Source organism: Streptomyces sichuanensis (assembly GCF_020328095.1).
GTDB classification, from domain to species: domain Bacteria; phylum Actinomycetota; class Actinomycetes; order Streptomycetales; family Streptomycetaceae; genus Streptomyces; species Streptomyces cinnamoneus.
Genome location: NZ_JAIXMK010000057.1, coordinates 55109 through 68029, shown reverse-complemented (window position 1 = coordinate 68029; position 12921 = coordinate 55109). Strand labels below are relative to the sequence as shown.

Annotated in this window: 12 protein-coding genes; 7 read left to right on the top strand and 5 right to left on the bottom strand. The window is 71.6% G+C overall.

Annotated features, from left to right (window positions below):
* The first annotated feature begins 143 nt into the window (after positions 1–143).
* From LE181_RS18130 to LE181_RS18100, 7 genes are all read left to right on the top strand, one after another.
* A complete protein-coding gene (locus LE181_RS18130) occupies positions 144–581 on the top strand; it encodes a roadblock/LC7 domain-containing protein (protein WP_225662339.1) in 438 nt (145 codons plus the stop codon).
* Positions 578–940, top strand: a complete 363-nt coding sequence (locus tag LE181_RS18125; protein ID WP_190110472.1) for a DUF742 domain-containing protein — start codon at positions 578–580, stop codon at positions 938–940. The genes LE181_RS18130 and LE181_RS18125 overlap by 4 nt, the downstream gene beginning before the upstream one ends.
* On the top strand, positions 918–1520 hold the full coding sequence (locus LE181_RS18120) for a GTP-binding protein (RefSeq protein ID WP_225662338.1): 603 nt from the start codon (positions 918–920) through the stop codon (positions 1518–1520). Before LE181_RS18125 ends, LE181_RS18120 begins: the two co-directional genes overlap by 23 nt.
* Positions 1517–2986: a cytochrome P450 gene (locus LE181_RS18115; RefSeq protein WP_225662337.1), complete on the top strand. Its 1470-nt coding sequence runs from the start codon at positions 1517–1519 to the stop codon at positions 2984–2986. The genes LE181_RS18120 and LE181_RS18115 overlap by 4 nt, the downstream gene beginning before the upstream one ends.
* On the top strand, positions 2983–4089 hold the full coding sequence (locus LE181_RS18110) for a cytochrome P450 family protein (protein ID WP_225662336.1): 1107 nt from the start codon (positions 2983–2985) through the stop codon (positions 4087–4089). The genes LE181_RS18115 and LE181_RS18110 overlap by 4 nt, the downstream gene beginning before the upstream one ends.
* A 151-nt stretch (positions 4090–4240) precedes the next feature.
* Positions 4241–6292, top strand: a complete 2052-nt coding sequence (locus tag LE181_RS18105; RefSeq protein WP_225662335.1) for an APC family permease — start codon at positions 4241–4243, stop codon at positions 6290–6292.
* Between the two features lie 112 nt (positions 6293–6404).
* Positions 6405–7733 (top strand): class I SAM-dependent RNA methyltransferase, encoded by a 1329-nt coding sequence (locus LE181_RS18100; RefSeq protein ID WP_225662334.1) that lies wholly within the window; start codon positions 6405–6407, stop codon positions 7731–7733.
* Between the two features lie 78 nt (positions 7734–7811).
* On the opposite strand, the gene LE181_RS18095 is transcribed toward LE181_RS18100, so the two are convergent.
* The 5 genes from LE181_RS18095 to LE181_RS18075 all read right to left on the bottom strand — a co-directional run bounded on the left by LE181_RS18095 (position 7812) and on the right by LE181_RS18075 (position 12656).
* Complete coding sequence (locus tag LE181_RS18095; RefSeq protein ID WP_225662333.1) at positions 7812–8813, bottom strand: aldo/keto reductase; 1002 nt, start codon at positions 8811–8813, stop codon at positions 7812–7814.
* Positions 8810–10036, bottom strand: coding sequence for an MAB_1171c family putative transporter (locus LE181_RS18090; protein ID WP_225662332.1), 1227 nt, complete (start codon positions 10034–10036; stop codon positions 8810–8812). Before LE181_RS18090 ends, LE181_RS18095 begins: the two co-directional genes overlap by 4 nt.
* A 75-nt stretch (positions 10037–10111) precedes the next feature.
* The gene (locus tag LE181_RS18085) at positions 10112–10702 is read right to left on the bottom strand and encodes a toxin (RefSeq protein ID WP_225662331.1); all 591 of its coding nucleotides are present in this window, start codon (positions 10700–10702) and stop codon (positions 10112–10114) included.
* A gap of 296 nt (positions 10703–10998) precedes the next feature.
* The gene (locus LE181_RS18080; protein WP_225662330.1) at positions 10999–12138 is read right to left on the bottom strand and encodes an MAB_1171c family putative transporter; all 1140 of its coding nucleotides are present in this window, start codon (positions 12136–12138) and stop codon (positions 10999–11001) included.
* A complete protein-coding gene (locus LE181_RS18075) occupies positions 12123–12656 on the bottom strand; it encodes an ImmA/IrrE family metallo-endopeptidase (protein ID WP_225662329.1) in 534 nt (177 codons plus the stop codon). The genes LE181_RS18080 and LE181_RS18075 overlap by 16 nt, the downstream gene beginning before the upstream one ends.
* Between the last annotated feature and the right edge of the window lie 265 nt (positions 12657–12921).

Genomic DNA, 12921 nt, shown 5'->3' with positions numbered 1-12921 from the left:
CCCGGCGGCCCGCCGCCCGGACCGGCCCACCGCGCCCCCGGCCCCACGCCGCCGGGCGCCGGCCGGCCCGGCATCCACGACGACCGCCAGGCCCCCGCCCGCCGACCCGGCACCCCCGCAGAAGACGAAGGGAACCCGCACGCGTGAACGACCACCTGAACAAAGAGCTCGGCTGGATGCTCGACGAGGTCGTGAAGATGCCGGAGGCCCGGCACGCGATCCTGCTGTCCGCCGACGGCATGCTGCGCGCCCACTCCCGGGGCATCGACCGGGACGAGGCCGAGCGCCAGGCCGCCGCGCTCTCCGGACTGCAGTCCATCAGCCGCTCCACCACGGAGTTCTGCACCCACCCCGCCCACCACGACAGCCCCTGGCGGCAGACGCTCATCGAGTTCGCCCACGGCTACGTCTTCCTCATCGCCGCCGGCCCCGGCGCCTACCTCGCCGTCTCCGCCGGCGAGAACGTCGACATGGAGGCCGTCACCTACCGCATGCAGAAGACCGTCGACCGGCTCGGCAAGGAGCTGGTCAGCCCGCCGCGGCAGGACAGCTGGCAGGGCGGCCCGGGCAGCCCGGCATGACTCCGCCGGCGCCGAGGCGCGAGCAGGGGCTGGTGCGCCCGTACGTCGTCACCGACGGGCGCTCCCACCCCACCCGCAACACCTTCGACCTGGTCACCCTGGTCATGGCGCACGGCGACCGGCCGCTCGGCGGCCTCAGCCCCGAAAAGCGCGCGCTCATGGAACTCTGCCTCGGCGGCGCCCTGTCCGTCGCCGAGATCGCCGGCCACCTGATGCTGCCCGTCAGCGTCACCAAGGTGCTGCTCGGCGACCTCGTGGACAGCGGCCACCTCTCCACCCGCGCCCCCATCCCCTCGGCGCAGCTGCCCGAGGCCCAGATCCTGCAGGAGGTGCTCGATGGACTCCGCGCTCGCCTCTGACGGAGACCTCTACCTGCCCCGAACCGTACGGACCGCCGCCAAGATCCTCGTGGTCGGGCACTTCGCGGTCGGCAAGACGACCTTCGTCGGCTCGCTGTCGGAGATCCGGCCGCTGCGCACGGAGGAGACGATGACCCAGGCCGGCGCGCTCGTCGACGACCTGGCCGGCATCGACGGCAAGACCACCACCACGGTCGCCATGGACTTCGGCCGGCTCACCCTCAGCGAGAGTCTCGTCCTCTACCTCTTCGGCGCCCCCGGCCAGCAGCGCTTCACCCGGCTCTGGCAGGACATGACCCAGGGCGCGCTCGGCGCGCTCGTCCTCGCCGACACCCGCCGCCTGGAGCAGTCCTTCGACGTCATGGGGCTGCTGGAGGAGCACGGCCTGCCGTACGCGGTCGCCATCAACCACTTCGACGGCGCTCCCGTGCACCCCATGGAGGAGATCCGCGAGGCCCTCGACCTGCTCCCCGAGACCCCGCTGGTCACCTGTGACGCCCGCGACCGGCTCTCCTCCACCCACGCACTGATCACCCTCGTGGAATACCTGCAGACCCGTAGCGCACAGGAGCCCGTGTGACCTCTGCACCACCCCCTGGCTGCCCGGCGCACCGGGCACAGGGGCCGGCGACGCCGCTGTACGGCCCCGACTTCGCCGCCGACCCGCACGCCGTCTACGGGCGGCTGCGCGCGTACGGGCCCGCCGCGCCCGTCGAGCTGGCGCCCCGCGTGCGGGCCACGCTCGTCACCGACTACCGGGCCGCGCTCGAAGTGCTCCGCAGCCCGGAGCGGTTCGCCAAGGACGCCCGCCGCTGGCGGGCCCTCGCCGAGGGCCGGGTCGAGGCGGACAATCCGGTCGTGCCGATGATGGCCTACCGGCCCAACTGCCTCTTCTCCGACGGCGACGACCACCGCCGCTACCGCCAGGCCGTCGACGACAGCCTCGCCCGCATCGACCCCAACGCCCTGCGCGGCTACGTCGAGCGCAGCGCCGACAACCTCATCGACCGCTTCACCGCGCTCGGCGAGGCCGACCTGCTCGGCTCGTACGCCAAGGTCCTGCCGCTCCTGGTCTTCCAGCAGCTCTTCGGCTGTCCGCCCGAGCTCGGCGACCGCCTCGTCGAGGGCTTCTCCGGCATCTTCGACGGCGTCGACGCCGAGCGGGCCGACGCGCTCATCACCAGCAGCCTCATGGAGCTCATCGCCCTCAAGCGCGAGCAGCCGGGTGCCGACATGACGTCCTGGCTGATGGCCCACCCCGTCCAGCTCGGCGACGAGGAGATGCTCCACCAGCTCGTCGTCCTCATCGGCGCCGGCACCGAGCCCCAGCAGAACCTCATCGCCAACGCGCTGCGGCTGCTGCTCTCCGACGACCGCTTCGCCGGCGACCTGGCCGGCGGCAGCATGCCGGTCGAGGACGCCCTCGACGAGGTCCTGTGGCTCGACCCGCCGATGGCCAACTACGCCGTGCACTACCCCGTCGAGGACCTGGACTTCGGCGGAGTGCCCCTGCGCGCCGGCGACCCCGTCGTGGTGAGCTTCGCGGCCGCCAACACCGACCCCGTCCTGCGCTCCGACCGCCGCACCGGCAACCGCGCCCACCTCGCCTGGAGCGCCGGCCCGCACCACTGCCCCGCCAAGGACCCCGCCCGGCTCATCGCCGCCACGGCCGTCGAACGGCTCCTGGACCGGCTCCCGGACCTGGAGCTGGCCGTGCCGGCCGACCGGCTCGTGTGGCGGCCCGGCCCCTTCCACCGCGCCCTGACCGCCCTGCCCGCGCGCTTCCCCCCGGTACCCGTGCCCGTACCGGCGCCCGCCCCCGTCCGCCCGGGACACCCCGCCCCGGCCGACGGACCGCCGCACCCCACCTCCTCAGCCGAGCACCTGCCGACCGAGACACCTGGAGAGAGCCGATGGACCGCTCGACCTGCCCCGTCACGATCGATCCCACCGGTCGCGACATCCACGGCGAGGCCGCCCGCATCCGCGCCCACGGGCCGGCGACCCCTGTGGAGCTCCCTGGTGGCGTGGTGGCGTGGGCAGTGACGTCCCAGCCGCTGCTCAAGCAACTGCTGACCGACCCCCGCGTCTCCAAGGACCCGCGCCGGCACTGGCCCGCCTGGATCAACGGTGAGGTCTCCCCGGAGTGGCCGCTGTACACCTGGGTGGCGGTGACCAACATGTTCACCGCCTACGGCAGCGACCACAAGCGGCTGCGCTCCCTCGTCGCCAAGGCGTTCACCGCCCGCCGCACCGCCGCCCTGCGCCCGCGCATCGAGGCGATGACCGCCGACCTCCTCGACGGCCTCGCCGCCACCGCACCCGGGGAACGGGTCGACCTGCGCGAGGGCTACGCCTACCCCATCCCCATCCAGGTGATCTGCGAGCTCTTCGGCGTCGAGGACGAGCCCACCCGCGAGGGGCTGCGCCGCTGCGTCGACTCGATCTTCCACACCTCCGCCGCCCCGGAGGAGGTCACCGCCACCTACGCCGAGCTCTACCGCATCCTCGGCGGCATCGTCGCCGCCAAGCGCGAGAAGCCCGGCGACGACATGACCAGCGTCCTGATCTCCGCCCGCGACGACGAGGCCGACACGCCGCTGAGCGAGCAGGAGCTCGTCGACACCCTCCTGCTCATGATCGGCGCGGGCCACGAGACCACCGTCAATCTCCTCGACAACGCCATCCACGCCCTGCTCACCCACCCCGAGCAGCTGGCGCTCGTCCGCGCCGGCCGGGCCGGCTGGAACGACGTGATCGAGGAGACCCTGCGCGTCCAGGCCCCCGTCGCCAACCTCCCGCTGCGCTACGCCGTGGACGACATCGCCCTCGACGGCGGCATCACCCTGCGCAAGGGCGACGCGATCATCGCCTCCTACGCGGCGGCCGGTCGCGACCCGGGGCTCTACGGCGACGACGGCGCTCGCTTCGATGTGATGCGCGCCACCAAGGAGCACCTCTCCTTCGGGCACGGCGTCCACTTCTGCCTCGGCGCCCCGCTGGCCCGGCTGGAGGCGTCCATCGCGCTGCCCGCCCTCTTCGAGCGCTTCCCCGACATGGCCCTGGCGGTCGACGCGGACCGGTGCGGCCAGGTGGACTCCTTCATCTCCAACGGCCACCGCGCGCTGCCGGTCGTGCTGCACCCCTGACGGATCGTGCCGAACCCCTGACGGACGTTGATCGCCCGCCCGGCCGGAGCCGAAACCCCGGCCGGGGGGTCTTAACGCCCCCTTAACGGATTTCGGCTCCCACGGGTAGCCGGGTGGGCGTCATCGATACCGAACCCTTACGATCCTCTGCGTGTCCAAACTGACCGACCTGCCGAAACGGATCCTCATCGGCCGGGCGCTGCACAGCAACAAGCTCGGGGAGACCCTTCTCCCCAAGCGCATTGCGCTGCCCGTCTTCGCCTCCGACCCACTGTCCTCCGTGGCGTACGCGCCGGGCGAAGTGCTGCTCGTCCTCTCCGCGGCAGGCGTGTCCGCCTACCACTTCAGCCCCTGGATCGCCGTCGCGGTCGTCGTGCTGATGTTCACGGTGGTCGCCTCGTACCGCCAGAACGTCCACGCCTACCCCAGCGGCGGCGGCGACTACGAGGTCGCCAACGTCAACCTCGGCCCCAAGGCCGGCCTCACCGTCGCCAGCGCCCTGCTCGTCGACTACGTCCTGACCGTCGCGGTCTCGATCTCCTCCGGCATCGAGAACCTCGGCTCCGCGATCCCCTTCGTCGTCGAGCACAAGACGGCCTGCGCCATCGGCGTGATCATCCTGCTCACGCTGATGAACCTGCGCGGCGTCAGGGAATCCGGCAAGCTCTTCGCGATCCCGACGTACGTCTTCGTCGGCGGCGTCTTCGTGATGGTCGCCTGGGGCGCCTACCGCGGCCTGATCGCGGGCGACACCATGAAGGCCCCCACCGCGGACTTCACCATCAGCGCCGAGCACCAGGGCCTGGCGGGCTTCGCGCTCGTCTTCCTGCTGCTGCGGGCCTTCTCCTCCGGCTGTGCCGCCCTCACCGGCGTCGAGGCCATCAGCAACGGCGTGCCCGCCTTCCGCAAGCCGAAGTCGAAGAACGCCGCCACGACGCTCGCCCTGATGGGCGGCCTCGCCGTCACCATGTTCTGCGGCATCATCGCCCTGGCCATGGTGACCAAGGTGCGCATGGCCGAGGAGCCCGCCACCCACCTGCTGAAGAACGGCGTTCCGGTCGGCGAGGAGTACACGCAGAACCCGGTGATCTCGCAGGTCGCCGAGGCGGTCTTCGGCGGCGGCTCGTTCTTCTTCATCCTGCTCGCCGCGGCCACCGCCCTGGTCCTCTTCCTGGCGGCCAACACCGCGTACAACGGCTTCCCGCTGCTCGGCTCGATCCTGGCCCAGGACCGCTACCTGCCGCGCCAGCTGCACACGCGCGGCGACCGGCTGGCCTTCTCCAACGGCATCGTGCTGCTCGCCGGCGCGGCCGCCGTCCTGGTCTACATCTACGGGGCCGACTCGACGAAGCTGATCCAGCTCTACATCGTCGGCGTCTTCGTCTCCTTCACCCTCAGCCAGACCGGCATGGTCCGGCACTGGAACCGCCTGCTGGCCACCGAGACCGACCCCGGCAAGCGCCGCCGGATGATCCGCTCCCGGGCGATCAACACCTTCGGCGCGTTCCTCACCGGCCTGGTCCTCGTCGTCGTGCTGCTGACGAAGTTCACCCACGGCGCCTGGGTCGCCCTCCTCGGCATGGTGATCTTCTACGCCACCATGACCGCCATCCGGAAGCACTACGACCGGGTGTCCGAGGAGATCGCCGCCGAGGAGGAGCCGGGCGAGGAGACCGTACGCCCCTCGCGCGTGCACTCCATCGTCCTGGTCTCCAAGATCCACAAGCCGACCCTGCGAGCCCTGGCCTACGCCAAGCTCATGCGCTCCGACACCCTCGAAGCCCTCACCATCAGCGTCGACGCGTCCGAGACCAAGTCCCTGCGCGAGGAGTGGCACCGCCGCGGCATCGACGTCCCGCTGAAGGTCCTCGACTCGCCCTACCGCGAGATCACCCGGCCGGTCATCGAGTACGTCAAGCGGCTGCGCAAGGAGAGCCCGCGCGACGTGGTCAGCGTCTACATCCCCGAGTACGTGGTCGGCCACTGGTACGAGCACCTGCTGCACAACCAGAGCGCCCTGCGCCTCAAGGGCCGCCTGCTGTTCACACCGGGCGTGATGGTGACCTCCGTGCCCTGGCAGCTCGACTCCTCCGAGGCCGCCAAGCAGCGCGCCCGCAAGCGCGCCGAGTGGAACGCCCCCGGCTCGGTGCGCCGCGGCCCCGTGACGCAGCCGAAGAAGGAGAAGGCGGCGACGAAGAAGTAGCGCCGTCGCCGGTGGGTCGTCGACGCCGGTGGGTCATCGACGGGGTGAGGTGGGACGTAGACTGGACGGCTGTCCCGCCTCACCCCGTTTGACGTATCTGGAGCCGACCCGCATGCACAAGGAATCGCAGGACTCGCTGGTCGGTCACGAGTACGAGGTCGAGGTCGGCCCGGTCGCCCACGGCGGTCACTGCGTCGCCCGCACCGAGTCCGGCCGGGTCCTCTTCGTCCGCCACACCCTCCCCGGCGAGCGGGTGATCGCCCGGATCACCGAGGGCGAGTCGACCTCCCGCTTCCTGCGAGCGGACGCCGTGGAGATCCTCTCGGCCTCCAAGGACCGCGTCGAGGCTCCCTGCCCCTTCTCCGGCCCCGGCAAGTGCGGCGGCTGCGACTGGCAGCACGCCAAGCCCGGCGCCCAGCGCCGCTTCAAGGGCGAGGTCATCGCCGAACAGCTCCAGCGCCTCGCGGGCCTCACCCCCGAGGACGCGGGCTGGGACGGCACCGTCATGCCGGCCGAGGGCGACAAGCTCCCGGCGGGCGAGGTACCGGCGTGGCGCACCCGCGTCCAGTACGCCGTCGACGCCGAGGGCCACGCGGGCCTGCGCAAGCACCGCTCGCACGAGGTCCAGGTCATCGACCACTGCATGATCGCCGCCCCCGGCGTCAGCGAGCTGGGCATCGAGAAGCGCGAGTGGCCGCAGATCGCCACGGTCGAGGCCATCGCCGCCTCCGGCTCCGCCGACCGCCAGGTGATCCTCACCCCCAAGCCGGGCGGCCGCCTCCCGATCGTCGAACTGGACAAGCCGGTGTCGGTGATGCGCGTGGGCGAAAAGGACAAGCAGGTCCACCGCGTCCACGGCCGCCCCTTCGTCCGCGAGCGCGCGGACGAGCGCACGTACCGCGTCGGCGAGGGCGGCTTCTGGCAGGTCCACCCCCAGGCGGCCGACACCCTCGTCCAGGCCGTGATGCAGGGCCTGATGCCGCGCAAGGGCGACATGGCCCTCGACCTCTACTGCGGCGTGGGCCTCTTCGCGGGCGCCCTGGGCGAGCGCGTGGGCGAGAAGGGCGCGGTGCTCGGCATCGAGTCCGGCAAGCGCGCGGTGGAGGACGCCCGCCACAACCTCCAGGACCTCGACCGCGTCCGCATCGAACAGGGCAAGGTCGAACAGGTCCTCCCGCGCACCCGCATCGACAGCGCCGACATCATCGTCCTGGACCCCCCGCGCGCAGGCGCCGGCAAGGAGACGGTCCGCCACCTGGCATCGCTGGGCGCCCGCCGCATCGCCTACGTGGCCTGCGACCCGGCGGCCCTGGCCCGCGACCTCAAGTACTTCGCGGAGGAGGGTTACAAGCCGGTGAAGCTGCGCGCGTTCGACTTGTTCCCGATGACGCACCACGTGGAGTGCGTGGCGATCCTGAAGCCAGTGCCCAAGGACGCCTGACGGCCCGCTGGCGCACGTTCAGCCCGACCCCACCCCCCGGCTCCCCCGCACACCGCAGGCGAGCCGGGCGGCGGCGCCTCAGTGCCCGAGCCGTTCCAGTGCCTGGGCCGGGTAGCGTTCGCCGGTCACTGCTTCCTCCGGTACGGCCTCGCGCAGGAGGGCGAGGTCGCCGGGGGTCAGGTGCAGGTCGACGGCGCCGGTGTTTTCTTCCAGGTAGCGGCGGCGCTTGGTGCCGGGGATGGGGACGATGTCGTCTCCCTGGGCCAGCAGCCAGGCCAGTGCCGCCTGGGCCGGGGAGCAGCCGATCCGTGCGGCGACGTCGCCCACGGCCTTGACGAGCGCCAGGTTGCGGCCGATGGCGTCGTCGGCGAACCGCGGCCAGCGCCGCCGGTTGTCGTGCGGGGCCAGGTCGTCGCGGGAGGAGAGCGCCCCGGTGAGCATGCCGCGTCCCAGGGGGGAGTAGGCCACGACGGCGATTCCCAGTTCCCGGCAGGTGTCGAGGAGCGCGCCCTCCACCACGTTCCGGGTGAAGAGCGAGTACTCGACCTGGACCGCGCTGACGGGATGGACGGCGTGCGCCCTGCGGAGCGTGTCGGCGCTGACCTCGCTCAGGCCGACATGACGCACCAGCCCCTCGTCCACCAGACGGGACAGGGCGCCCATCGTCTCCTCGACGGGGGTGTCGGGGTTCCTGCGGTGCGCGTAGTAGAGGTCGATGCAGTCGACGCCCAAGCGGCGCAGGGAGGCATGGCAGGCGACCGGGACGTAGGCGGCCGAGGTGTCGACGTCGCCCACCCGGCCGGTGGCCGCGTCGTGACGCAGGCCGAACTTGGTCGCCACCACGACCTGTTCCCGCTCCCCGGCGTGCCGGCGGAGCCAGCGGCCCACCAGCTCCTCGTTGAGGCCCTGTCCGTAGGCGTCCGCGGTGTCGAGCAGGGTGACGCCCATCTCCAGGGCGCGGTCCAGGGTGCGCTGGGACTCCTCCTCGTCGGGAACGCCGTAGGCGATCGACATGCCCATGCAACCGAGGCCGATCGCCGACACTTCCGGCCCGTCGGCCCCGAGCCTGCGGTACTTCATCGAGTGGTCCTCTCAGTGGTCTCAGTGTTCTCAGCGGATGGGAGGGCGGTGTACGCCCGGGCGACCTTCAGGAGCCAGGCCACCTCGTCGGCGTAACCACCCTCGGTGGTGTCCGGGCCGAGGGACGTGGGCCGGCCGCCCGGATGCTGCCGGTCGTCGCCCTTCGCGCGCAGGGCCGCTGCCAGCGAGACGGCCTGCACCTGTGCCCGCAGGTCGTCCCCGGACAGCCCCGCCTCCTGTCCCGACCGCCGGGCGGTGGCAATGACGTCTTCGTCCATGTAGGGCCGCAGGGCGAGCAGGCCGTCCTGTATCTCGATGACCCTGCGGTAGAGCCGGAAGTTGATGTCACCCGGCAGGAGACGGGCGAGGCGGTTGGCCGGCTCGGGGTTGAGCGTGATGTCGGGGATCGCCGTGGACAGCGCGCTCCACAGCGGATACAGCCGCTGGTACGTGACGAAGTTACGGGCCAGACGCCGCCCGTCGGACACCCGCGGACCCCACGAGGGCATGGTGAGACCCGCCACCAGGAAGAAGATGCCCGTGCCGTTGGTGACCGGCGTCAGCAGCTCCCACTCCAGCGGGTCGAGCCCGCACTGCACCGTGATCAGGGCGAGCAGGCGGTTGAGGCAGTAGATGAGGCACGCGCTCGCGCCGATCGCCGTGGTGTGCAGCCCCCTGCGCAGCCACTGCCGCCCCGCCACCCGCCCGTACCGGAGGCACAGACGGATGATCTCGATCATGCCCGAGCCGAAGGCGCTGACGTACAGCAGGAGATAGGTGGCCACGACCGGGCGGTGTGCGTTCTGCAGGAGGTAATGGGCGCTGCGCTGCTGGCTCCCGTGCTTCGCCGCGATCCACAGACCGACCATCACCACCGCCACCGTGACTGCGGCCGTCAGCCGTACGAGCGCCCGGCGGCGGGCCTCCTCGCGCGGGTACACCCAGTAGACGATCGCGGTGAGGAACGCAGCGCTGGAGGCCACCCCGCCGAAGAGATGGATGCCCAGCGCCCCCAGGTCGCGCACGCCCAGGGCGTCGTCCACCTTCAACGCGACGAGCGGCGTGGAGAGTGTGAAGGAGACGCCCTTGCAGGAGAAGGCGACGAGCAGTGCCCGCAGCGCCGGGTCGTCCCGCTGGCGCCGTACGTCGCGCACTTTGTAGAGGAAGGCCAGCGCGCACAGGGTCGCGCATGCGGGAAACACCACGGCCTTCACGTCGGTCATGACTCCTCCTGCCGTCGCCGCAGGCCGAGGACGTGAGAACGGCGCTGCGGGCGGGCCCCGGCCGGGGCCGGGACGTCAGCCGGCATGGCCGGGATTGAGGGAGTGGTCGATGCGCGCGACGGTCTCGGCGTCGACGGGCGGGACGTCCCAGCGGGACTCCTTCGGAGGGCGCGTGACCCGTTCGAGGAGGAGGGAGGCGACGGTTTCCGCCTCCTGCTCCTCCGCATTGGAGTAGCTCGTTCGCCCGAGCATCTCGCGCACGCGCCGGGGGTCCAGATTCGGGAACAGGCGCGCCAGCCCCGTCGGGTCCGGACCGGTGGAGTCGCGATGCCCGCACAGCATGTGCGCGAGCTCGTGGGCGATGATGTGATCACGATGCAGCCGGCTGGTGTTCGCCTCGACGACGATGATGTCGGCCACGTCCGTGGCCAGCCACATGCCGCAGGGCGACTCCGCCCCCATGGGGAACTCCAGGAGCCGGATCGGGCGGTTGCGGTCCGCGCTGAGCCGCTCCGTGAGCGTGGCGATATCGCACCCGGCGGGCAGGTCCAGCCTGGCCAGGACCGCTTCCGAAGCCCTGCGCAGTCGCTTGAGGTCCCCCTTGCGGACCTGCTGCTGCGCCGGGGAGACGGCGGTCGCGTCCGAAGTCTCTCCTGTGCGCGCCAACGGCGTGCCGAGCCTTCGCAAGAGAGCGAGTTTCCTGTGCCCGCGCGCATCCCGCGACATGTCATTCTCCCTGACGCACCGTTCCACTGACGCTGTTCCGTGCAACTGCCTGACTGTGGGCGATGGTAGCCCGCGAATGCCGACTTGCGTCCGTCGAGGGCTCATGGACTACGGCGGCCGGAAACGGGCCGCGCCACGACGCCCGGCACGTCGGCCAGGAGGTTGCAACCGTGCGGTGGTCCGGAACGGAACAGGACGCTGCAGCGCTCGGATTGCGCGGGTCCGCCACCCCCGCCCTACACCGCCCCCGCAAGCGACTCCCGGTACGTCCCGGTGGACGGGGAGCGGTAGGCGGCGGCCACGTGCAGGAGGTTGGCGGTCTCCTCGTCGAGGTCGGCGGCGGCCGGGCCGACGAGGTTGACCGTCTGGGACTGCGGGGCGTGGCCGTTGCGTCTGGCGTCCAGTGCCGCGGAGAGCCAGCAGGCGGTGACGTGGGCCTCGACGAGATGGACGGGGACGTCCTGCGCGGCGACGTGCCGGCGCACCGCGTCCAGGGTTGCGGGGGTGACGTAGTTGCGCAGCACGATCATCGCGTCCCTGATCTCGATCACCCGCCGGTACAGCCGCAGTTGCAGCGGCATCGCGAGGGCGGACAGGCGGTTGTCCGGTCTGAGGACGACGTCGGGGCTGGCCGAGGTGAGGTCGCGCCACAGGGGGGCAAGGCCGCGGTAGGTCCGCCGGTGGTCGCGTCGGGTGCGCAGTTGCAGGGCGACGGGCAGGGCGGCGCCGACCGCCATGAACCAGGCTTCCGCGCCGGTGACGGGGGAGAAGAGCGGGCCGAGGTCCGGCGACCGGGTGTGCAGGTAGACCAGCTTGAGCACCCAGAGCAGGGAGGCCAGCAGGGTGCCCGTGCCGAACAGCCGCAGGCCCAGGCGGAGCAGCCGGGGGGTGCCGTGGCGGCCGTAGAGCCAGCACACGATGCCGCAGGTGGTGTCCGCGAGCAGGTGGAAGAGGAAGAAGAGCCACCAGTAGGCGTCCGGGACGCCCGGTGTCGCCGGGTCGGGGGCGATCTGGTTGCGGGCGTGCGGGGGAGCGGACAGGTCCAGCAGCACCAGCGCGGCCATGACGGCCGCTGCGGTGCCGAACACCGGGGTGGTGTGGCGGCTTCGGTCGGCGGCGCCGAGGATGAACCACAGCACTGCGGCCGCGTCCACGATGCTGAACAGGTGCTTGGTCAGGTCGATCCAGTGCTCGTCCGGCACGACGTGCGCCAGGGCGGCCGTGACGGGCTCCAGGTGCATCGACATCGCCAGCGCGATCATGACGATGGCCAGCCACAGCGGGCGCTGGAAGCGGTTGCGCAGGCCGTGTGGGGCGCGGGCGAGGGCGACCACCCACAGCGCCGCGATGCCGGAGGTCTCTAACCATGCGAACATGACGCCCCCGTACCGCGGTGGCCGCGCAGGCCCATCGCGGACTCCAGTCCGGCCAGCATCCCCGAGAGCCGCGACGGGGTCGGCAGGCGGCCCACGGCTTCAAGGATCAGGGTGGCGATCATCTCCGCCTCCTGTTCCTGCTGGTCCGAGTAGCGCAGGCGGGGCAGCGCCTGCCGGATGGACTGCGGGTCCGTGATGTCGATGTGCCGGTAGAGCCGCAAGTCGTCGATGCCCGAGCGGTGGTCGCACACCATGTGGCCGATCTCGTGCATGATGATGTGCTCTTGGTGCAGGGGGCTGGTCTGCTCGTCGTAGAAGACGTAGTCGGCGCGCTCGGTCGCCAGCCACATGCCCGAGGGCGTGCCGGGGGCGGTGGGCGTGGGCAAGGGCAACAGGTGGAGCGGGCGGGAGCGTTCCGCCGCGAGGCGGGTGCAGAGTTCCTGGGCGGAGAAGGGTTCCGGCAGAGGGATTTCGCCGATCACCTTCTCGCACTGCCGACGCAGCCGCCTCCAGTGCATGTCGGTCCGCTCTCCGTGACTCGTCGGGACAGGAGGGCACACGACCTCGTACCCGCGTCGCATCATGCCACCACTGGGGTTCATGCGGGGGATGAGGACGGGGGCTTCCTCGCGCCCTGTTCCAGGTCGCGGAGCCGGCGGATCATCTCCGCGGCCATGCGCCTGCCCTCGGGGGAGAGGGCCGCGAGGTTGCCGCGAGCGCCTTGCAGGACGGCTTGCCGTCCCCGCTGGACTCGGCACGCACGATGAGCAGGTGATCGAGCTT

What these genes read in the sequence shown, in the direction of transcription:
- LE181_RS18125 (WP_190110472.1), top strand. Translation starts at nt 578, where the DNA reads ATGACTCCGCCGGCGCCGAGGCGCGAGCAGGGGCTGGTGCGCCCGTAC.
- LE181_RS18120 (WP_225662338.1), top strand. Translation starts at nt 918, where the DNA reads ATGGACTCCGCGCTCGCCTCTGACGGAGACCTCTACCTGCCCCGAACC.
- LE181_RS18100 (WP_225662334.1), top strand. Translation starts at nt 6,405, where the DNA reads ATGCACAAGGAATCGCAGGACTCGCTGGTCGGTCACGAGTACGAGGTC.
- LE181_RS18095 (WP_225662333.1), bottom strand. Translation starts at nt 8,813, where the DNA reads ATGAAGTACCGCAGGCTCGGGGCCGACGGGCCGGAAGTGTCGGCGATC.
- LE181_RS18090 (WP_225662332.1), bottom strand. Translation starts at nt 10,036, where the DNA reads ATGACCGACGTGAAGGCCGTGGTGTTTCCCGCATGCGCGACCCTGTGC.
- LE181_RS18080 (WP_225662330.1), bottom strand. Translation starts at nt 12,138, where the DNA reads ATGTTCGCATGGTTAGAGACCTCCGGCATCGCGGCGCTGTGGGTGGTC.
- LE181_RS18075 (WP_225662329.1), bottom strand. Translation starts at nt 12,656, where the DNA reads ATGCACTGGAGGCGGCTGCGTCGGCAGTGCGAGAAGGTGATCGGCGAA.